Annotated in this window: 20 protein-coding genes; 4 read left to right on the forward strand and 16 right to left on the reverse strand. The window is 28.8% G+C overall.

Annotated elements, in window-relative coordinates; all coding sequences use genetic code 4:
• Positions 1-22 precede the first annotated feature (22 nt).
• The 3 genes from NW238_RS02135 to trpS are packed head-to-tail and all read right to left on the reverse strand — an operon-like array spanning position 23 to position 3,166.
• Positions 23-421, reverse strand: coding sequence for an MAG3450 family membrane protein (locus NW238_RS02135; RefSeq protein WP_216505430.1), 399 nt, complete (start codon positions 419-421; stop codon positions 23-25).
• The gene (gene thrS / locus NW238_RS02140) at positions 414-2,162 is read right to left on the reverse strand and encodes a threonine--tRNA ligase (RefSeq protein WP_216505429.1); all 1,749 of its coding nucleotides are present in this window, start codon (positions 2,160-2,162) and stop codon (positions 414-416) included. The genes NW238_RS02135 and thrS overlap by 8 nt, the downstream gene beginning before the upstream one ends.
• An 8-nt stretch (positions 2,163-2,170) precedes the next feature.
• Positions 2,171-3,166 carry a tryptophan--tRNA ligase gene (gene trpS, locus NW238_RS02145; protein WP_216567923.1) on the reverse strand — a complete coding sequence of 332 codons (996 nt, stop codon included), beginning with the start codon at positions 3,164-3,166 and terminating at the stop codon, positions 2,171-2,173.
• Between the two features lie 272 nt (positions 3,167-3,438).
• Here trpS and NW238_RS02150 point away from each other — a divergent pair, with 272 nt between their 5' ends.
• Positions 3,439-3,798 (forward strand): PTS sugar transporter subunit IIA, encoded by a 360-nt coding sequence (locus NW238_RS02150; RefSeq protein WP_216505427.1) that lies wholly within the window; start codon positions 3,439-3,441, stop codon positions 3,796-3,798.
• A gap of 91 nt (positions 3,799-3,889) precedes the next feature.
• Here NW238_RS02150 and NW238_RS02155 read toward each other — a convergent pair whose 3' ends face one another.
• From NW238_RS02155 to topA, 7 genes are all read right to left on the reverse strand, one after another.
• On the reverse strand, positions 3,890-4,936 hold the full coding sequence (locus NW238_RS02155) for a ZIP family metal transporter (protein ID WP_216505426.1): 1,047 nt from the start codon (positions 4,934-4,936) through the stop codon (positions 3,890-3,892).
• Positions 4,929-5,498, reverse strand: coding sequence for a hypothetical protein (locus NW238_RS02160; RefSeq protein ID WP_216505425.1), 570 nt, complete (start codon positions 5,496-5,498; stop codon positions 4,929-4,931). Before NW238_RS02160 ends, NW238_RS02155 begins: the two co-directional genes overlap by 8 nt.
• 2 nt (positions 5,499-5,500) lie before the next feature.
• Positions 5,501-7,408, reverse strand: coding sequence for an MAG3240 family lipoprotein (locus tag NW238_RS02165; protein WP_258451736.1), 1,908 nt, complete (start codon positions 7,406-7,408; stop codon positions 5,501-5,503).
• Positions 7,398-9,557 carry an OppA family ABC transporter substrate-binding lipoprotein gene (locus tag NW238_RS02170; protein WP_258451737.1) on the reverse strand — a complete coding sequence of 720 codons (2,160 nt, stop codon included), beginning with the start codon at positions 9,555-9,557 and terminating at the stop codon, positions 7,398-7,400. The genes NW238_RS02165 and NW238_RS02170 overlap by 11 nt, the downstream gene beginning before the upstream one ends.
• Positions 9,550-10,641, reverse strand: coding sequence for an ABC transporter permease subunit (locus NW238_RS02175; protein ID WP_216505422.1), 1,092 nt, complete (start codon positions 10,639-10,641; stop codon positions 9,550-9,552). The genes NW238_RS02170 and NW238_RS02175 overlap by 8 nt, the downstream gene beginning before the upstream one ends.
• Positions 10,629-11,474, reverse strand: a complete 846-nt coding sequence (locus tag NW238_RS02180; RefSeq protein ID WP_216505421.1) for an ABC transporter permease subunit — start codon at positions 11,472-11,474, stop codon at positions 10,629-10,631. Before NW238_RS02180 ends, NW238_RS02175 begins: the two co-directional genes overlap by 13 nt.
• A 219-nt stretch (positions 11,475-11,693) precedes the next feature.
• On the reverse strand, positions 11,694-13,505 hold the full coding sequence (gene topA, locus NW238_RS02185; protein ID WP_258451739.1) for a type I DNA topoisomerase: 1,812 nt from the start codon (positions 13,503-13,505) through the stop codon (positions 11,694-11,696).
• A gap of 316 nt (positions 13,506-13,821) precedes the next feature.
• On the opposite strand from topA, the gene rpsF reads away from it, so the two are divergent.
• Genes rpsF through rpsR form a run of 3 tightly spaced genes read left to right on the forward strand, consistent with a single transcriptional unit; the run spans position 13,822 to position 15,062 of the window.
• Positions 13,822-14,247 (forward strand): 30S ribosomal protein S6, encoded by a 426-nt coding sequence (rpsF, locus tag NW238_RS02190; protein ID WP_216505419.1) that lies wholly within the window; start codon positions 13,822-13,824, stop codon positions 14,245-14,247.
• A gap of 24 nt (positions 14,248-14,271) precedes the next feature.
• Positions 14,272-14,784, forward strand: coding sequence for a single-stranded DNA-binding protein (locus tag NW238_RS02195; protein ID WP_216505418.1), 513 nt, complete (start codon positions 14,272-14,274; stop codon positions 14,782-14,784).
• An 8-nt stretch (positions 14,785-14,792) separates the two neighbouring features.
• Positions 14,793-15,062, forward strand: coding sequence for a 30S ribosomal protein S18 (gene rpsR / locus NW238_RS02200; RefSeq protein WP_171111979.1), 270 nt, complete (start codon positions 14,793-14,795; stop codon positions 15,060-15,062).
• A gap of 70 nt (positions 15,063-15,132) precedes the next feature.
• On the opposite strand, the gene NW238_RS02205 is transcribed toward rpsR, so the two are convergent.
• The 6 genes from NW238_RS02205 to NW238_RS02230 all read right to left on the reverse strand — a co-directional run bounded on the left by NW238_RS02205 (position 15,133) and on the right by NW238_RS02230 (position 22,434).
• Positions 15,133-15,591: an L-threonylcarbamoyladenylate synthase gene (locus NW238_RS02205; protein ID WP_258451741.1), complete on the reverse strand. Its 459-nt coding sequence runs from the start codon at positions 15,589-15,591 to the stop codon at positions 15,133-15,135.
• Between the two features lie 16 nt (positions 15,592-15,607).
• A complete protein-coding gene (locus tag NW238_RS02210; protein WP_258451742.1) occupies positions 15,608-17,977 on the reverse strand; it encodes a UU173 family protein in 2,370 nt (789 codons plus the stop codon).
• On the reverse strand, positions 17,946-18,791 hold the full coding sequence (locus tag NW238_RS02215) for an MAGa7180 family putative nuclease (RefSeq protein ID WP_216505415.1): 846 nt from the start codon (positions 18,789-18,791) through the stop codon (positions 17,946-17,948). The genes NW238_RS02210 and NW238_RS02215 overlap by 32 nt, the downstream gene beginning before the upstream one ends.
• 159 nt (positions 18,792-18,950) lie before the next feature.
• A complete protein-coding gene (locus NW238_RS02220) occupies positions 18,951-20,306 on the reverse strand; it encodes a hypothetical protein (RefSeq protein WP_216505414.1) in 1,356 nt (451 codons plus the stop codon).
• A gap of 159 nt (positions 20,307-20,465) precedes the next feature.
• Positions 20,466-20,903 carry an MAG0130/MAG3770 family membrane protein gene (locus NW238_RS02225; RefSeq protein WP_216505413.1) on the reverse strand — a complete coding sequence of 146 codons (438 nt, stop codon included), beginning with the start codon at positions 20,901-20,903 and terminating at the stop codon, positions 20,466-20,468.
• Positions 20,896-22,434, reverse strand: a complete 1,539-nt coding sequence (locus tag NW238_RS02230) for a TrkH family potassium uptake protein (RefSeq protein ID WP_216505412.1) — start codon at positions 22,432-22,434, stop codon at positions 20,896-20,898. Before NW238_RS02230 ends, NW238_RS02225 begins: the two co-directional genes overlap by 8 nt.
• Positions 22,435-22,472 lie beyond the last annotated feature (38 nt).

The raw sequence follows: 22,472 nt of genomic DNA on the forward strand, positions 1-22,472 counted from the left end.
CACATACAAAAAAACAAGCCAATTAATTGGTTTGTTTTTTTGAATTCTTTACCCAAGTATTTAAGGCAGTAATTATAAAATGACTAATAATTGTTGATAAAATAGCCGCTGCAAGTGAAATAATTACTCTTAAAGAAATATTTAATGAAGTAAAGGAAGTAAAAATCATTGCTAAAAACATCAATCCTATAGGAACTATGTAAGTCATAGACTTCAAATTAATTATTCTAAAGTAAATCAAAATAACTCCTAAAGTTAATGCAACAATAAAAATAGCAAGAGGCACAAAAATGATAACTCAATGATTAAAAATCTTTTGACCTTGAAAATCATTAGTACCTATGAGTCACATAATTAATAAAGGTAATACCTCTAGCAAAGAAATGAAAAATATTGCTCTTAAAGGTGCGTATTTACTCATAATGTGCTTTTTGTTTGTTTAACATTGAAATAAATTCATCTAAAGTTACAGTATTGGTTTCGTTTTCGCCGTATTTTCTATATGAAATTGTTTTATCTTTAGTTTCTTGTTCACCAAGAATTACTTGATATTTAGATTTAGAAATTTGTGCTTCACGAATCTTTTTGTTCAAACGTTCATCGCGATCATCTAATTTTACGCGGAAATCGTGAGCAAATAATTCATTAGTAATTTGTTGAGCGTATTCAATATTTTCCTCTAAATTTACCGGAATGACCGTAATTTGTTTTGGAGCCAATCAGAAAGGTAATACACCTTTAGTTTGTTCTAGCAAGATGGCAACAAAACGTTCGTAAGTACCGATTAGGCCACGGTGAATCATTACCGGACGAGCGTCTGCTCCATTTTTATCTGTGTATTTAAGGTCAAATTTCATTGGTTGTAAAAAGTCCAGCTGGATTGTTGCTACAGTAATTTCATGACCTAACGCAGTGTGAATCTGAATATCAATTTTTGGTCCATAGAATGCCGCTTCGCCCGGGATAGCTTCATATTTAACATTTAATGAATCAAGAGCGTCTTTAAGCATCTTTTCACTCTTTTGTCACATTTGTTCATCATCGAAATATTTTTCTTTATCTTGAGGGTCTCTTAAAGAAAGAGAAATGAAACTAATTTGGGTTTTAAATAATTTTAATGTTTCATCGATTTGACTATACATACGAACAATTTCATCATAAATTTGATCTTCGCGCACATACAAGTGCCCTTCAGTTAGTAGCATACCTCTCACACGTTCTAAACCAGTTAAAGCACCTGATTTTTCATAGCGGTATAACATTGATTGTTCAGAAAATCTAATTGGTAAATCGCGGTAAGACCTTTTTTCCAAACCATAGCAAACGTTATGGTGCGGACAAGTCATTGGTCTAGGAATTAAACGTTCATTTTCAACTATCAACGGTGCAAACATGTCATCTTTATAGTGTGCTAGGTGACCAGAAATCCGATAAAGTTCCTCATTACCAAAATGAGGTGTTAAAACTTCAGTAAAACCGTATTTACGGTCCATTTTTAATACTAAGTTTCTAATTTCATTGTGAATATACATACCATCTTCTAATCAAATTGGAAAACCTTGACCTGTTAATGGGTGCAAGGCAAAGATTTTAAGGTCTTTACCTATTTTCCGATGGTCGCGTTCTTTACGATCTTTTAGCAATTCTAAATAATCATCTAATTCTTGTTTAGATTCTCAAGCCGTTCCATAAATACGTGTCAGTTGAATATTGTCTGAATTTCCCCGTCAATAAGCACCGGCCAATGATAATAATTTGAAATTTTTCAGATTCTTTGTGCTTTCAATATGACCTCCAGCACATAAATCTTTAAAAACTATTTCGTGATTCAACGGATCTTGCAAGGCATAAAATGTAATAGTTTCACCACGTTGTTTTAATTCATCATAAAGTTCTTTTTTATATGGTTTATCAGTAAAATCATATTCAGATTCAGGAATTTGAATAGTCACTAAATTTCGTGATGACAATTTTTTCATCAATTTCTCTATTTTGTTTAATTCTTGGTCGCTGATTGATTCGGGGAATTCAAAATCATAATAGAAACCTTCATCAGTAGCTGGGCCAAATCCTAATTTAACACCAGGATAAAGTTTTTCTACAGCTGCACCCAATAGATGCGAACAAGTATGATTTAATAATTTATTTGCTTGTATTTTCATTTTTACCTCTAATTAAAGCCCATCTTATGAGCTAGTTCTTTTAATATTGGACCACAAATTTCTTTAGCTTTCAGTGCTCCTTGTGTAGTAACCTCATCTATTTGTTGTTTAGCAATTTCATAATTTTTTTGTATCTTGATTAATTCTTTTTTAACAATATCAGCAACCGCTGTTTTAAATTCAACATAATTAGCATTGGCAAATTTTTCTTCTGCTTCTTTTAAAGTTATTTCAGCTAGTGATGCGTAAATATTTAATAGATTTAACACACCAGGCTTATCTTCTGAAATATAAACCTTATTTTCGGAATCGGTCACTGCTTTCATAATTTTTTTGTAGGCCAATTCGGGATCGTCATGTAAATATATTGTGCCTTTTGTTGATTTGTCGCTTTTAGACATTTTTGATTCAGGGTTGGTTAGTGATTTGATTCTGGCGCCAACTGGCGGTATCACACCATTTGGGATTTTGAATCTGGTTTTATATCTTTTATTTAATCTTTCGCCAATAGTTCTGGTTAATTCTAAATGTTGTTTTTGGTCTTCGCCAATAGGCACTACATCAGCATTATAAATTAATATATCAGCAGCCATTAAAACCGGATACATCAATAAACCAACTGGTATTTTTTCAGTACCATTATCTTGTTTTTCTAATTTCTGTGCTTTATCTTTAAATTGAGTCATACGATTTAATTCACCAAGAGATACTTCTGACGTCATCAATCATTGCGCGTATGCATGTTCATATAAATCTGACTGATAAAATATATTAGCTTTCTTTGGATCTAAACCACAAGCAAGATACATTGCCACAATTTCCCTACGAGCTTGTAAATTTTCTTTTGGATTCACTCCCCCAGTTGTCAGTCCATGTAAATCTGCTACAAAGTAATACGCATCGTAATCTTCTTGCATTTTAACGAAGTTTTTTAGTGCCCCGATATAATTACCAAGAGTTAAATCACCAGTTGGTTTAATACCGCTAATTAAACGTTGTTTCATCTGCCCCCCTTTTTTTAAATTAATAAATATAATTGGTAATTATATTACAATGTTACCATTAAGCTAATTAATATTAATATAAATATCAATAGTGTTCAAATATTATTCAAGAATCAATCATTACCAAACCGCTCAGTTATATATAATATTTATTAGTATAGAAATTTACGAATTATATTGAAATATGAGTAAATAAGTGTTAATACTAATCAAGATTTAACAAAATAATTCTTTATTAAGTCTTTAGATAAAACTATTGGTATAATAATTACATGACAAAGAAAGATAAATTTATTATTACAATGTTAACTATTTTTACACTTGGTTTTTGTTGACTATATTGATCTCAAAAAAACAAAAAACAAGCCCTTGTTTTACAAGGCAAAGAAAATGTAAAAATTTCGTTCAATCAATCTAATGAATTAGTTAATCTTTTAGGTGGAGATGGTAATATACTTAATCTAGAAGCTAAGGGCTCGAAATTAATAATTGAAGTTCTAAATAAAGAAAATGTTATGTTAGCTAAAATCTTAGAAAAAAACATTGCCACAGGTGCGTTCGTAAACACAAATAAAGTTACATTAATAATGGGCGAACATGCTACAGCATACGCTAAATCAATGTCAATTTAATAATTAATCTTGAATTACTTCAAGATTTTTTTACCAAAATACACATTTAACACTGAAAATAGAGAAATAAAAAGGACTATGTCCTATTAAATTATTTAAGATTTAAAGACCCATGAGTGTGGAAACAAAGAATTAAAATCGTAAATATGATTCCTAAGAAAAACATAATTAAAGTAATAATTCATTTATGTTTTTTCATATTATTGTGGTAAAACTCAGGTAAAAATTCAATCATAGCTGTAAATACCATTACACTACCCACGACTGACATAATAAACGCTTTCAATCATGGGATTGTATCGATTAAATCTCCTCCAAACAAACCAATAAAAATAAATGGAATTATTAACGATAGCGCACCAATCGAATTCAATACAGCAAAAACTGGTTTAATACCCATTTCACGTTGACGATAGAAAAAGACAACTTCTTCAGGTATTGTGTGTAAAACAAATGAAACGAAGAACGCAACCGATATAGCATTTACATTTGAGTAAACAATTAAGTTATTTAAACTGATACCAATTAATAATCCCTCAGGAATTCTGTGTCCCAAAAGTAGAATTAAGGCAGTTCATTTATTTTTAACTTTAGGGTTATTTTCTTGAACATCAGCAATATCATTTTTATTTCAAATATGATCTGCGTGAGTGTGTTGGTGTTGGTGTTCACCCACATGGTGGCCTTCTTCATGAGTGTGGACGAAAACAGAGTTGTTTAACTTATATTTTCTCTTAATTGTGTTGTAAACTACAAATTTGATTGTGAAAGCACTAATAATTCCTAACAAAGCACCGCCAACTATTACCAAAATATTGTATAAATAAATATTTTTGGGAGGAATATTAGTCCCTTTTAAACCAGCACCGGTGCTTGTTATTTCAATTGCTTCTCTTAGGTAACCGAAAGAACCAAGAATTATAAACATACCAGTAATAAATGAATATAAGTAAATTGAAAATTCTTTTTTAGGTTTTTTGATAATTAGAGGAACAATAGTAGCAACCAAAATCGGAATGCAAAGTAGAATTATTGAAACAATTAGACCAAAAATGAATTTTGATATTGACTCGCTTGCGTGAGTATAAGAGAGTACGCTGTTCAACCAATTATAGAGTTGATTTAATTTATTATCCATTATTTTTCTCCAAATCTAACTCAAATGTGTGTGTAAAGTAATAAAGTGGCTCATTAGGTTTTTTTGAATCAAAGTTTTTTGATGCAAATTTAGCTTTAAAAGTCAATTTATTATTTTGTAATTTTATAAAGGAATTATCACTTTCTATTAATTGCATTTCAAAACGCAACACTTTAGTATGATCTTTGAATACATCATTAATTATTTCTTCATGGATGTGATCATAGGCACCACCAGCAACATCTCATCCAGAGTGCGGACGAGTAGCAACAAGCGATATTCTGAGTTTGTTTTTGATAAATTTTTCAGTGTCTTGCTTGGTTTTAATACCTTTAATTGCAGGAATAATAATATTTTCTATAGCTTTACTTGAATAATTTTGTTTAAAAGTTACTTTAATAGTTTCGGTTTTAATATTTTTAGGATTTGAAATAGTTGTTTCAAAATCACTGAAATTCCAATCATCCGCATGTTCATTAAATGTACCATCTAAGCAACTCGCAGATAACGCCACGGGGCAAAAAATTGAAATTGGAGTTAAAAACTTCAGTATTTTTTTCATTTTTATTCCTTTCATTCAAAATAATCAATAATATTATTTTGATCTTTTAAATTCACTTGTGAATTTTTTAATAAATAATCAATATTAGCATTGACTATATTATATTTACTTATCTGTTTGTTAATCTTAGTGAAGTCAGTACCATTGAACCCATACCATTTTATGATTTTGTTGCGATTAATGTCATTTAGCATTGAATTTTTGTTTTTATCCAAGAAATCAACCTTAAGCAACACGCAACCAGGTTCGTTACTTAATCCCAAATATTTTACATCAATATCATCAATTAAATCATTCTTATTATTACTATTACCAATTAGATATTTAAATACATCAATTCCAAATTTAGTTTTTAATTGTTCAATTAAAATTGTATTATTATCTACATTGTGGGCCTCATATTTTGTCATAACTCTGTTGTTGAATAAAGTTAGATTATCTTTTAATTTGTAAACCTGTAAACTTAATAATTTTAACAGCATTTTTTCGTAGAACTCGTTAGGGTCAATAACTCTAGTTATTCTATTTATCTTTCCTTCGCCCAATTTCTCATCTCAGCCATATCCGTAAATATTATTGCTATTTCAATCAGTGTCTAGATTTGTTTTATATCCAGCAAAAGTATGGTAGTGCGAATTAATGTCGATTGAATATCATTTATAGAATTTAATTGAGCCGTCTAGTTTAGTAACCTTAATTTTCAACTCTATTAATGACAATGAATCATTAAGATATTCGTCATTTATTTTCTTATCAACGATTTCATATTTCAAATCAACATTTTTCCGGTGTTCTGGAACTACTATTTCAAAGTACTTTTCATCATTTTTCAAGAATCATAAAAATGATCTCGCACTAACTTTATTGTATAAGTAAGTCGGATTGACATATAATTCATATTGATTATTTTCCAATGATAAAGGATTAATATATTTTAGAATCGTAATATCATCATAGAAAACATTGACGTATTCATTAAATAAAACCTCATCATCGTCAATATCTAAAGTGTGTTTAAAATCACTAACTGAATTGTAATCTCTAAATAATGAATTATAGTTTTTTACATTATCTTCATTGTAAGGAATTAAATAATCCTGATTTAATTGTCCGATAATGAATTTTTTATTTCTAAGGTTTTTGCTAAGCAATGATTTACCATCAGAATCCAGAAAATCAATAGTTATAACAGGTGCGTTTTTGTGATATCTACCATCATTTGATTCAATAAAATTATTTACTGAAATTTTTACCTTTTGAATTGGTTTTAAACTGCCGAAGTCAAATCTCTTAAGCTCAAATAATATTAGGTCTTCTCAGTAACTAATTTGTTCTTTATTTTTAGCTCAAGCCTTCGCTCTTATTCAATTAGGAGTTATAAAATTTGGTATAGTGATGTTTAATTGGTCGTTAATTGTTGATGTAGAAATTCTTTTAATGATGCTATTAATATCTGGGAAGTCAATATTCAAATCTTGGTCAAAGATATAATCATAACGTTCGAATAAAAGATCATAATTATCAATAGTTGACTTGTTTTTGTCGACCATAATATATTTTCAACCATGTTCTTGGTCATTAATTAAATGTAAACCTAATTTAGCTGTTGGCTTATAATTTAAATACTTAGAAAGTGATAATTGTTTGTTTTTAGTTTTAACTAGAATATCATTGTCTTGAAAAGCTATATCAGATGAATTAAGTTCATTAGATTTCGCAATAAATAAAGGACGAAATTTATTTAATATTTTAAGTTGTTCAATAGTGAATTTATTTAAAATTGATTCATTAGTGTTCAAACCGTATTTTAATTCTTTATTAACTTTAATATCAAAATCATTATTACAGCTCGCTGCAATAATACAAGGACCGATTAAAAAAGGAAGAAAGGTTAAATTTTTAATTTTCATAATTTTCTTTCGATACTATGATATCCTCAAAGTATATTAAATTATCATCACGTGTTGGTTTATGTATTCACGATTGAATGAGTTCATATTTAAAATCGTCTAAATCAACATTATTTTCGGTGTTATATGTAGGAGTTAATAATATTTTTAATTCCGCAATCATATTAATGATGTCGTAGTAATTAAATTTAGAATGTAATTTAAAGGCGAACTCTCTCATATTTGATTCATAATCAGTCGGCAACCAATTATCAATAGTTTCTAAAATATATTGTGAATCCATTTTAAAATATTCGGCAAAATATTCTCTAAACTTTACCAAATATTTAAACTTCATATTATCAATATAAGGCAGTAAATTTATAAAATTATTATTATTCAGAGTTAGTAATTGAATAAAAAAGTCAATTGTATTTTTTGCATTAAAAGTTATTTTTTCATAATAATTCTCAACAGTTTTATCATTTATATCAACTATTTTTATAATTAATCTTTCGTCAATTTCTGAAAAAATTTCATTTATCACTTCTAATGTTTTGAAGTCGAATGCTTTAATATTAAAAGGTATAATCATTGTAATTGTTTGTTTAGAGGACAAATTATAATCATGATAAAACTTATTCAACAACAAGTTAATATTATTTTTTATTTCATTAAATCAACGAGATTTTAATTGAGTTTTTAAATCTAAATAACTATCTTTCTTGTAGTAATCCTCTTTTAACACTTGTGAATAATACTCAATTTTCTGCGATTCCGTAAAAATTACCGCTTTATTTAAATGGTCTATTGCATCCAGTATCCTAATATAGTTAGTATTTTTAGCATTAGAAATCAAAGCATTGGGAGAAATTAAATTATCATAATATTGTGTCTTATATAGGTTGAAATTCAAAGTAAACTTGTTTATTATTTGTTGTAAATTATTTCTTAACACAAAGCCTCTACCATTATAAAAAGTAGATTCGTTTTTATTGATTACGTCAGACTCATACATGAATTTATCATATAAATCTACATCACTAATATTTGATATAGTTTTAAATCTGGGTAATAATACATTTATCGAAGAATTGTTTTTAGTTTGGACAATATTCAGTTTGACACCATTGTTTTGCGATTTAAAATCTCGTATGTATTTACTTTGTTGTAAATTATCAAATTCATCTATAGTTTGAGATGTAATTAAACCCTGTTCATATTCATTCATCAAGTGAATTCTATGAGTTTGTAATTCAACACTTCCTACTGGATTATATTTTAAAATAACTTTTTTAAGATCTTGCTGGAAATTCGCAATATACTCAGTATGTTTTAAGTCATTAATTATTAAACTATATGCCCCAGCGGATCATTCATTATCTCTATAGGCCGTAAAGATTTTGTTGTTTGCAAACTCGTTTAATAATAAGTTAACATTAGGTACTTCTACTATATTAAACTTAAATTCACTATCAGAATAGTTATTATTAAAAGTTAAACTGTTTTTTGTGTCAAAACCTAATAATGATAAATGTTTAAGATTTTTATTTGTTAAAACAGCTGATTTAATTGATTTAAGTACATCTAATCCTGTAACTTTTGTATTAGTTTTTTGGCCTTTATCGTATCAAAACAAATCGGATTTAATATGAAAAATGACTTGTTTAGAATTTGATAAACAATTTGTGAAATTTTCTGAATTGATTGATTTAGGATTAGACGAAACTAAATCATAAATATAATTCTTATACCCACGGTTAATATCAACTTTTATTAACTTGCTAGGGTTCTTGAATTCATCTTCAGAGTCCGTATCAAAAAGATGTTTTTGGCCGTTTTTAGTTATTATTGTTATTTTGTCAATAATTCCAAATTTACGAAATTTTCCAACAATTCCATTTCTTGCGAAATATTTATTTAAGTAATCATATTTTGCTTCGCCGACAAACTTATATCTAAATATGTAATTACCAACCAATGAGTCATGTAAAGTATTTTTATAGCCTCAAACACCACCTGTTTTGGGTAGATTTAAATATGTATCATTGACGCCATTTTTTTCCAAAACATACACATTTTTAGCAATATTTTGTCTCGTTGTACATCCAAGAACAGTTAAAGGAGTTATACATAAAGGTAATATTGATGATAAATATCTTTTACTCATCTGACCCCCTAAAATTTACATAACTTTTATTTAAACTAAATGCTAGGAATTTAAAACCAAACATTAAGCCAGTTATTAACACAAATAACGTTACCAAATATCAAGGATTAATTGATATTAAATCTAATGCTTCTTTAATTACTGTTCCAAGGGTTAAGGTTGATGTATCAATTGAAAAAATTGATAACGCAGTATATGTTAAGAAAATCAAACTTAATTGCTCTGTGGCTTGAATTAATTGATAAAGCAATACTGGTTTAAAAACTGTTCTAATTAGTAGATCTAAGTTACTAAAACCGACGGATTTATCAGCATTTATAAATTCATTTTCTAGTATTTCGCATGTTTTTTGATAAGAACTAATAAATAATGTTATTGTTGAAATTACAGAAAAAATTATTATTGCATTTACAATAGTATTTTTAACTAATAAAAATACGATTACTGAGATAAAGACATAAGGTAGCAAAGCAAATGTTGAAAAGATTTTTTCAATAATTTGAGAAATAGATTTTTTGAAATAGATTGCAGTTAATGAACCTAAAATAATCGATAAGTATACTGATATAATTACAGCTGAAACTGAAATTACGATTAAACTAATTAATGTTGAAATCAATCTAGCGAAAATATCAATACCCTGTGAATTGGTTCCTAATAAGTGCAGTTTATTATCGCCAAATAGTTTATATGCGTTAAAGGTGACGGAATAAGATACTAGACCATCTTTATCATCAATTATTTTATCTATAAATACTGAATTATTATTATATTTAGCAAATTCTCGAAATACATTAAGTTCATCGCTTTCGGGCAAAATCAAAGTTTTTCATGGGCTTAAAGAACTAGGTAATTCCGAATTAAGCGAGTAGGCATTATTGATAGTTTTATATGAACTAGGACTATAAAACAATACGGATGAAATTAAGAATATTAACACCAATAATAATACTATCAAAGAAATAACCGAAAGTTTTGACGAGAAAAATTTACTTCAATATCTTTTGGCGGAAGAAACTGGGACAACTGTTCTGACTTGCGTGGATGAATGTTTAACAAAATCAAAATTATCTATTTGTTTCATTTTACACCTCCAATTCTATAGTTTTTAACTATCTTAGACGTATCCAAAAAATAAGTAGATAAGTCGCAAACAGCTTTAATCAAACCGATTACTGAAATATTAATCAAAATTGAAAACATTAATAAATTAAAATATTGCGGCTGACCTAAATATTGAAAAATAAATGATTGACCAGGAGCATAAAAGAAACGTTCAATAATCATTGCATAGGTCATTAAGAAAATATAGAATAGCACAATATTTTGAAGCGCTTTTGCGATTCAATTTCTTAAAACTACTGTAACAAAAATTTTATATTGACTAAAACCATTTGCTCGAGATCAAGTGTAATATTCGCTTTGTAAAATTTCTTTTAGAATTGGATAATTAATCGCAACCACCAATGGTGTAATAACAATAGTTAAAATTAATATTGGAACAATCAACGACAGGAATGTCAATCAAAAATTATTGAAATAAGTATCAATATAAATGCTTGGTAACCCAACTCATTTATTAAAGCTAATAGCTATCGGTCCTAAAATAAAAATAGGGATTGAACTAAATATAAAAATTATGATATTTAGAGAGCCGGTTATTGCGTTTTTATTATTTTTTGCTAATTTGTATGAAATTACAAAACCAATACCAAAGCTTATTACAAAACTTATTAAAACAACAAATAATGTGAAATTGAAGTAAGGAACGTAGACGTGAAAAACAGAAATACTTGAAGAATTTACTTCAATATTTCCATAATTAAAACTCAAAATACTTTTCAAAAATTCTAAACCAAAATTAGTTTGATAATTTGGTACCAAACTATAACCTAATGTTCAATGAATTAATAACATAGCAAGTACTATGACTATAAAGTTGATTGCTGCGTTCTTTAAAATATATATAAAATAATTTAGAAATTTCATTTAGCCCGTTTCTACATACATATTTTATATTAAATATTTAAATTTATAATCTATTTAATATTTATACAGTGATAAAAACCAACTAACAATTTTAATAAATTAGTCGTTATTTTTCCTAAAACTAAACAAAAATGAGTGTTTTGTAAATTATTTTTCATAATTCTTGGCGAATTTACATTTAGGGAAATTAGGGCAACCAATGAATTTGTTGCCATATCTATTTTTTCTAATAATAAGTTCAGTTCCATCTTGTGGACATTTTTCATTAGCAAACTCATATGAAATTGTTGTATGTTCCATTGTTTTTTCCGCTTCGTCATAAACTCTGTTAAAGTTGTCTCAAAACTCTTGCATAACGGGTTTCAAATTGACTTTACTTTGAGCAATTAAATCCAACTCTTCTTCAACCCGAGCAGTATAACCTTCTTCGATTATTTTTGGGAATGATTCGGTTAATTTATCCATAACAATACGACCAAATTCAGTAGGGTGTAATGCTCCGTTAATATTTTCAGCATATTCACGGTCTAGAACAATTTTTACTGTTGAAGCAAATGTTGAAGGACGTCCAACTTTTATATTATCTAAGGCTTCAATCAATGAACCTTCACTATATCTCGCGGGCGGATTAGTTTGGTGGTCAGTTACTTCGAATTTTTCAACTGGAACTACTTGACCTTCACCATAATTAGGATCTTCTACTTCTTCACGTTCACCTTTAACTACATAATAACCATTAAACAAAATTTTAGATGTTGTTAATCTAAATTTCAAACCTTGTTTATCAAAAACATAAGCTTTAGACATTCTAATAGGAACATTAATTAATGCTTGTAGTGTATGTTCATAAATTAATTTATAAACTTGATAGTCATAGTTATTTAATTTAAATTTATTTTTTGCTTCTTCAGGAGTTAAGGTAATGTCTGTAGGTCTAATAGCTTCGTGGGCGTCTTGATCCCCTGAAAAACCCTTAATTTCATCAGAAACATATTCTTTACCATATTTATTTTCAATATATTTACGTGCATTATCTATAAAATATTGACTTAATCTAGTTGAATCTGTACGTGGATAACTAATTAAACCGCCATCTCCATATCCCTCATATAAATTTTGAGCTGCTCTTTGCGTTGATTGTGAAGAAAATGGAGATTTTTTATATAAAACCGCTTGTTTTAATGGCATTATAGCGCCCATTTTTTTTCTAGTTTCTCTTATGCTTTCAACAATCAATGAATTAGGTAACGAAAATATTTTTTTGGATATTTCTCCCTTTTCTTCAGGATAAATTCAATCTTTTTCACCACTTGGGTTACTTTCATTATAATAATCAGCCTTGAAATTTTCATCAATGTAAGCACACGCTTTATGATAATCTCTTGGAACAAAAGCTTCAATTAATTTTTCTCTATCAACAATTAATTTTAATGCTATCGATTGAACTCTACCAGCTGATGGTTTTGTCGGAGAGTTAGAAAGTTTTTGTTTCATTAATTTGCTTAGTTTGAAACCAATAATTCTATCCAACATACGACGTGCTTTTTGGGCATCAATTAATGCTTCGTCAAGTTTTGCTGGGTGTGAAATTGCTTTTAAAATTGCATCTTTGGTTATCTCATTATATTTAATACGAGAGTATTTATCCTGAATGTCCAAATACTTAACCAAGTGATCTCCAATGGCTTCACCTTCACGGTCAGGGTCGGTCGCAATGAAAACTTCATCAGCTTTTTTCACAGCAGACTTAAGTTTTTTAACAGTGGTTTTTTTGGTAGAATCAATCACATATACAGGTTCTCATTCATCAATTTTAATGCCCATGATTGTGTTACCAATTGTTCTAGTAGAAAGTTTGGCAATATGACCAACTGAAGCTAAAACATCATAATCATCTCCTAAATATTTTTTTATGGTTGCCACTTTGTTTGGCGATTCAACAATAACTAATTTACTCATAATAATAAATTTACCACATAATTTAACTTTATATATTAACTTTGCTAAAAAAGCTTATAAATTTCTATAGAACTCCAGTTTAACCATTTTGAGATTAAACCTTATTAAATATTCAGTACTTTTACGAAAAATACAGAAAAATAACTGAATAAGTGTATTAAGATTTTAATAAAGAACGTCAAAAAACTAATATTAACAATAAAAATATTAATTATTAATATAGGTTTCGTTTTTTTAAATCTTAATATATAATTGCTATGAGTAAATATTAATTACTCCTTGGTCGTATGACCCGGATGTCCATAAGGAGGATAAAATGCATAAATATGAAATTATGATGCTCCTAGACCCTAAAGCTAACCACGAAATTGGATTCGAGTTAGTCGAAAGCGTCTTTGGAAAATCAAACATCATTAAGGCAGAAAAACTAGAAAACACAACTCTAGCTTATCCAGTAAACCATTCAACACAAGGACAATATCTTTTAATTCAACTAAACGGAGAAGCTTCATTAGTAGCTGAATTCGTTCGTCGTTCAAACATCTCTAAAGAAATTTGAAGACAATTAGTTATCAATTTAGATACAGAAAAAGGTTTAGGTAAAGAAAGAAAGACTTGAGCTGGTAAAAAAGTTTATAATCCAGCTGAAAAATCTGAAAGAAAACCTTTCAAAAAATCTTACGATGCAGAATCAAAAGTTGAAAGAAAACCCAGAACACAAAAAGCTGAAAAAGCTGAATAATTAACCAATTAGAAATGAGGAAATATGAATAAAGTATTACTGGTTGGAAGAATTGCTAACGATATTAGAGGCTTCACTACCCCTAGCGGTGTTAACTGATGCAGAACTTCTGTAGCAGTTACAAGAAGAACAAACTCAACCGAGCCAATTACAGATTTTATACCATTAGTAGCCTGAAGATCAACCGCTGATTTTATGTCAAAATACTTGACAAAAGGATCATTAGTGTCTATTGAAGGCTCATTTACGACGGGTTCATACAACGGCCAAAACGGAGTTGTCAGAACCTATGAAGTTACAGTTGAAACAATTAACTCTTTGGAATCACGTCAACAACGCGAAAGAAGAGCAACAGATACTCCAAATATGGATAATTCATTTAATCCTCAAAGAAATCAAACTACATTTAGTGGATCATCAAAACCCACATCAAATTATGTCGCTACAGATGCACAGGTATTTAATATACCAACATCTAACACAAATGAAGCAAAACACAATTTCGCTGTATTTGATGAAGATGATGATTTACAATAGGAACTAAAATGGCAAAATTCCGTTCAAAAAAACCTGCTTTCAACAGACGTCGTAGAAGCTTAATCGCTGACTTAAACCTAAACTACATTGATTACAAAGATATTGAATTGCTAAATAAATTTGTTACAAACACAGGTCAAATTAAACCACGTGCTTTAACAGGATTATCAGCAAAAGACCAACGAAAAGTTGCAATGGCAATCAAAAGAGCTCGTTTTATGGCTCTAATGCCTTACGCTAAAGAACGTGTACGTGTTGTAAACAACCCTACACACTAATATTTTAGTTAATGACACCAACATCTGGTGTCATTTTTTTAAAAAAATGTGAGTCGAACTCACATAAAAATTATCTAATTCACTCTTTGGTATCGACATTATAAATTCGACTTGCCTTACCTGAAACCTGACCAAAATTAAAAACATTTGTTATTTGAGGGAAAACAGTTTTAGCTTGATTAATCTGAATTGGTTCTTGACCCGAAATATTAGCACTTGTAACATACATTGGACCATTTTTTAACAAGAACTCATTAAGTTTTGGGTGATTGGGCATTCTGAAACCTTGGTTATTAACAACAATACTTACTGCTCCGGGCCAGCACTTTAATGCTACATCATTTGCTTCTTCGTTTCATTCCTTAAATTTTTGAGCTTGTTCCAATGATCCAACTAGAATCATTATTTTTTTATGAGCTGGACGCTGTTTAAGTTCATAAATAGTTTCCAAGGTTGTATCACTAATTGGTCCACCAATACCGCATACAGTATCTGTAGTAGTTATAAAAATTTTTTCGTACTTGTTCATATTACTTCCATCTTAATTATTTAATCGCTACTTTAATAAGTTTTTTACTATCAAAATCAACTGCTAATTTCTCATTTTTGTTTAATTCAAACTCAAAACCATAAATCTCTGGAAATACATCCGCAATAAAACCTAGGATGAATTCGTAAACAACAATCATTGCGACAACGTCATTATGACAATATTCTTTTAATTTTTCAACTTTAGCAGCTCACTCATTATCTTTAGTGCAATTGGCATTTCTATTTACGGCCAGTTCTAGTGCCATAGAACCATTTTTGATTTCTAATCCGGCATACTCTTTAATTTTTCAACGATATTGATAACCGCTTTTAGTAATTAATTTTTCAAGTTTTTTGATGCTGGTGTAACCCAGCAGTTCCATTATTCGAATAGTTTTTAATTCTTTATCAGCAAAGGTGTTGCGACGATACTCATCGCAGATTTTTTTATAATCATCTAGATTTCCTTCAAATTCTTTAAGATTTAATTTGAATGACGGTTTATGATACTCATTATATTTTATATATCGCGAGACATAAAACACTTGATCTGTTATATCAGTTTTGGTTGTAAAACACTCTAATAAATCGAATGTATTATCATAAATATGCTTAACTAAAATTTCAAAATCTAACCATGAATCAAATCCACGTGTTCTCATTTGATTTACAAATTCAACATCATCGGTATTATTTTGGTCAAAATTATCATAACGTTGTTTGACCATATCTCTGATTTCTAAATTTCTTGTGTTTTCGTAATTTTTATTGAAAACAACATATTTATCTGCCGAACTATGAACCCTAATTATGACATCAACCAAATCAATAAGCTCTAAGTTTTTAGGATCTTTAATAACATCCTCTTCTGAAACTACCTGACCATTTTGTGTAATAATCACAGAAACTTGATGAGGAACTTGTCTTCACGATTTTAACCCATCAAAAATTGGAATTAACGAGCTAACTCCTTCATAGTCATATCAGACAATTTTCAAATTCTTAACCATTAATTCACTGATTAATTCTAAAGCTTTATTGGTGAAATAATTCGGAAAGCTATACAACTTATCAACAATGAATTTATGTTTATCAATATGATTTTGGTCTAATATCTTTAATGAATTACCTGTGCCACCATTACCCGATGAATAAACATAGTTTGGTCCTAAATATAGATTTTTAATTGTATTTAACTCTTTATTCTTTCCTCAAGCGGTCGAATCAGTAGATAAATCGAAAATCAATTCACCATTTTGTTTTATCGAGTAAGCAGGTTTTGTAATTTTACTTGCATCAATTATTTTAGAAATAGATTGGTCAAATTCTTCATATTTTGCTTCTTTTAAATTAACAGTAAGGTCAGGGATAAATAATTCATTATTTCTAATATTATTTACAATTTTAGTTGAAAATTTTGTAACATCCTTGGATTTGGGGTTATCAAAAACATATCCTAGTTTAAATGAATTATAAACACTTGCCTTGAGCCCTTCATAATTGGATTGCGAATGGGCTAATCCAGAATTAATTAAATCACGAACAATCAATTTATTTGCTTCTTTAGTTAAACTTATTCCTTCTCTTTTCACTGATGAAGCACTAGCACTAGAATAAGACCCATCAACTGTGCGAAATGTAATTCTTCCTTTTTTGTCGTTTTCGAAGTCAAAAATAACGAATTTTATATTATTAATTTTAATACGAGATTTTAGCGCAACATTATAAGTAAAATAAGCTTTTAGATAATCATCTATATTAGTAGAGCTTTTCATTTTTTGGAAATATAAAGTGCAATGTTCTTTACAATATGCAAAGCAAGTTGCCTTAACAACAAAATTAGCATCACTTTTTTTTGCTAGATAACAAAATGTTGGATCAATTAGCAATGTTTTATTATTATCAACTAAAAAATCATTTAAAAATTCGTCAGCTAAATGTAGTTGAGTAACTGGAAAAATTCTTTGCATATAAGAAGTTGTCAAATTATTTCCATGGTATTTAATTAAATAATCACAAGCCTGTTTATACGCATTCGTGAACATGTTTTGATTTTCCATTTTGTAATTTCACTCGCTAGTAAAAAAACTTTTGGTCATGTCGCTTAAATATTTATTATCGTAATAAGATTCTTCATCTTCATCATTAAGTTCTTTTAAAAAATCAAACTGGTGTAATGCTTCATTAGTTGATGAAGACTCAATCATAGAATCCAAAAACAACTTGAAACCATTAATGTCAACATTCGGAATAATCGAATTCCCTTCAGAATCCTTTTCAGATCAAATGAAGTAAGGTTGACTTGTGTAATATGTTTTGAATTGGCTAAAAGAAATAAGTTTTGTATTATCTTTATTTAACTTGTCAGAACTCGATATCTTCATCTACATCTCCAAATCTTTTTCATTTATTGAATAATTCTTCTCATTCCTGTTCATTATGACACAATAAATACTCGACGACTTTTGCATCACGTCTAGCATCATATTTTGGACTTATACCAGTTCTTGAATAATATTTTCAAAATTTGACAATTGTCTCCAAGTCATCACGCGCTTTATTTTGGTCAACATCAAACATATATTGGGCAATATTTCTTTGATTTAAATCTATTAACTCAGGTTTTTCATAGTCTCCTTCCTCTAAATAAGTAGCAACTATTGAATATCTTGGATAACCTAATAAATAAGCATACAATTCTGCTTGTTTTCGATAATCTAAAGGAACATTAAGATTGTTGTTTTGTTCTCAAATCGCTTGTTTTTTAGCTTGTACCGCTTTCATTTCTAATACTATTTTTTTAGAAGGTATCAACCCATCAGGAACTCCACCGACGATGTCATGAGTTTCTTTAAAATAATCATATCCAACCTTTGCAGCTTCGATATGCTCGATATCAAGTTTCGGAAATTTCTTTTTCATTAAATCAAAAACCATTGGTTCAACGGTTTCACCAGCCCTTACATACTTTTTAACAAAAATTGGAGGAGCAAGTCGTGCCATATGTAAAAACGCTAAAAATTGTCCCTTAAATGAATCAGTTTCAAAAATATTTCCTATTGATGATCCTCCGAATTTTTTGAAACCTTTACCTGCAGGTTTGCTTAATAAATCTTCATGATATTGAGTTCTTAATTTAAGTGTTTGGTTAACCACATCTAAATCGTAATCTACACCATTATATTTTCTTTTCGCCATATTTTCTCCTATATATTTTATAACATAAAATATATACTTTTTTTTCGTATTTCAAAGCATATTTTAAACTATTCTTAGTTACCGAATAGCTTATTTTTTATATTATTTTTCAAAAAACAATAAAAATAAAAAATCGCGCATCGGCGATTTTGGACGTAATTAATTAACGTAATTAAATACTCAGTGTGCTATCACGTAAATTCCGCCCCCGATTATTAATAATAAAATAATCAAGAATAATCAGAATAAAAGATCGTTTTGTCTGTTTGGGGCAGGAGTTTTGGTCGGTTCAACATCAACTGTTCTTGTTCGAGTCATTGTTAAAGTTTGATTATCATTAAAAGGTAATAATTTAGTATCACCCAAAATTGATTCACCTAGGTCAAATTTAACTGAATTTGATTCAGATTTAAATTCACATTTTTCAAAATGGTAAGTTACAAAAGCAGTCTCTGAATTTATTATGTTGATTTGTTCAATTTTTACATCTAAAACAGAATCAGATTTGAATTGTTTAGTTTGAAATAGAACTGCATCGTTATTATCTGTAATATCTGCATAAATCGAAGATAATGATACTAGGTTATTGAATTCGTCTTCAGTGATTGAAGGTACAAATGATTCATCTGCATAGATAATTTCTGTATTATCGTCAACTTTCCTAAAATCGAATACGCCTGTAATATCGCTAGAAATTAAATTATCCTTTGAGAAGTGTCCTTTGAAAAATGCGTGTTCTAAATCTTGAACATTAATCTCTTCTACTTCGAAATTCAATTCTTGATTATCTGATTTGATACAGCACGAATGTAAATCTAATGCAGTCATGTTCTTTCTAGTTTTAGCGCAAACTTGTGCCGACTTAATCAATTCGCGGAATTGCTCTTCAGTAATTAAGTCTTCAGATTCATATAAAAATTCAGTTCCAGGAGTTAAATTAAAGTATATAAATTTTGCGATACGTGGTTCTGATACAAATTTATCTTTTTCTAATGTATACTCAACTGTTGCTTTTTTATCACTGTTAACAGCAATTCATAAAACATTTACACTAACATCAGCGGTTGATTTAATTGATTTTGAATTAATTAAAATAGGTAAGTTGTTTCCGTTTAATTCAATGTAAAGTTTTGAGTTATCGATTAACTTATTGAATTGTTCTAGTGATAGAGATTTAGTTTTCTTGGCTGGTGTCTTGTCAACTAAGTCTTCTCTGTTAATAAATTCAATAACATCTTTATCTTCGATTTTTTCTTCCTTAACACGACCTAGAATCACCAAACATTGCTCTACTGTGGCACTTCCTCTAAAACATCCGTCTCGATGGAATCAAACCTTAGCAGGTGATTTTGTTTTTGAAGCTTTTTCAATAAAAGCATTTAAGGCTAACTCAAATGTTGCAAAATTATTATGAGTTTTTAAATTTTGTTTTTTTAAGTTGAAAGACATGTTTCTATCTTTATCGAATTTTTCGGCTAAATAGTATTTAGCGAATAAAGTTTTTTTAGTAGCCATTTTTTCCCCTTTAAATAATAATATTAATAATATCATACAACAAATTACTATATTTAACATAAATATTAACATTTATTTCTGAATTTGTTTTTAATGCGTTTCTGAAACTGACTAAATTAACAACAAGAGCTGTAATTGCAAAATATTAAAAAGCAAACTCTAATTAGAATTTGCTAGATAATTTATTAGTTTAGATGAATCAAGTTTATTAATTTTACTAATCTTCTTACGGGAAATATTGTATGTTCAAATAGCAACTTTCGTATCAAAAATAATACTTAAATATCTTGGTTTGTACTTAACTCAAACCTTAGGATTATCTTGTTGATAAACACGTTCAATAATTAAACAAAAACGAACATAATTTAGGTAAATATTAATTATTATTGCGGGTAAAAATAATAAAAAGATTGAAATCAATGTTGCTCATCATGGAACAATTAATTTTACACACGAAATAAGCACTATAATAGAAATAATCAGTAAAACCAACATTACAAATAGAGAAATATTGAGTTTTTTACGACGTGCACACTTTAAAAATGACTCAGTAACATTCTCATCTATACCTAAGTCTAAATAACTTTGTTTAGCCAATCATTACCTCCTCATGAATATAATCATATTTATATGAGTAATTCTTTTTACCACCCCAAACTAAAACAGTTGAACTAATGCCGAATTGACCTATAAACATAATTAAAATTATCACGAGTTTTGAAACATCATTCATATTAGAAGTAACACCAACTGTTAACCCACTAGTACCAAAGGCACTTGAAACTTCAAATAATAAATGAGCAAAACCAAATTTATTATGATCTAATTTACCGCCATAAGTAAAGGTGCTTGAGGATACTATTAATGTCCCAACAAACACTAAAAATACCGAAATAGAGAAAATAATAAAACTCATTTTAACAGTATCATCATCAACTCTTCGTCTAAATGCTCGTACAGAAGGACGCCCACTAATTTTTGAAGCAAGAGCAAGTATTAAGATGGCAATAGTTGTTGTTCGAATACCACCCCCGGTAGAAACAGGGCCTGCTCCAATAAACATTAATATAGACATCATAACCACGCTACTCATAGTTAAATGCTGTATATTAATGGTACTAAAACCGGCCGAACGAGTAGACAATGTTAGGAAAAGTGATTGTCAAATTTTTTCAACTATATTTCCATATTCTGCTTTATTTCAAAATGTTAACATTTCGTTTTTAGCGCTGGCTTCAAATGTCAATATAACAATAAAACCAATTACTGTAGTAATTAGATAAGTGCTTGTTGAAATTTTTGTTATTAATTTAAAAACGTATTTTTTATTTTTGCCCCTGTATTTTATTTTAATTTTTATACAATTCAATAAATCGTAAATAACCGGGTATCCCAGACCACCAATAACAAATAGAATTACGAAAAACATTTGTAATTCTATATTGTGATAATAAGACATTAGCGAATTATCGCCAATAATGTCAAAACCAGCATTGTTCAAAGCTGAAATTGTATGGAAGAAACCATATCTAAATGATAATGCTCAATCTCCTTGCGAAGCAATAAAAGATCCGTGTAAGTTTATATCGCCGGCGACTTTAGGTTCAGCCAAATAAAAGTAAACACTTAAACCAAATCCAGAAATTATTGTAATGATTAATAAGGCTGAAACTGAATTAATTATTACACGTTTATTTTGGCCAAAATTATCTCCTCCGCGTTCGTGGGCTAAAATTTCCATATCTGTAATTGAATTTTTGGCTCTAGGAAACATTAAAGTAAAGAAAAATATCTTTAAGGCAAAAATGCCAATTCCACCAGACAAAATCAAAAACGCTATAACTGCCTGGCCGAACATATTCCAAGTATTTCAACTAGCTTTAGTCACCAATCCAGTATCACTAAAAGCGGATGCGGTTGTAAACAACGCATCAATGTATGATATTTTATCTGTAGTTTGGTGCGTAATTGGACTTCATAAAACTAAGCTTGCTAATATTATTATTGCTAAATAAGTTATCAAAATGATACGAACATTTGATACTTTTTTTAATCAATAAAAAAACGAAGTAAGATTTTGTTTAAACCTAGAATTACGCCAGCGTGTTTGTCAATTCGGTTTTTTCATAAACATATTTTAATACATTAAAGAATAAATATGCATTT

Origin of the sequence: Mycoplasma zalophidermidis, from assembly GCF_024742155.1 — a bacterium.
GTDB classification, from domain to species: domain Bacteria; phylum Bacillota_I; class Bacilli_A; order Mycoplasmatales; family Metamycoplasmataceae; genus Mycoplasmopsis; species Mycoplasmopsis zalophidermidis.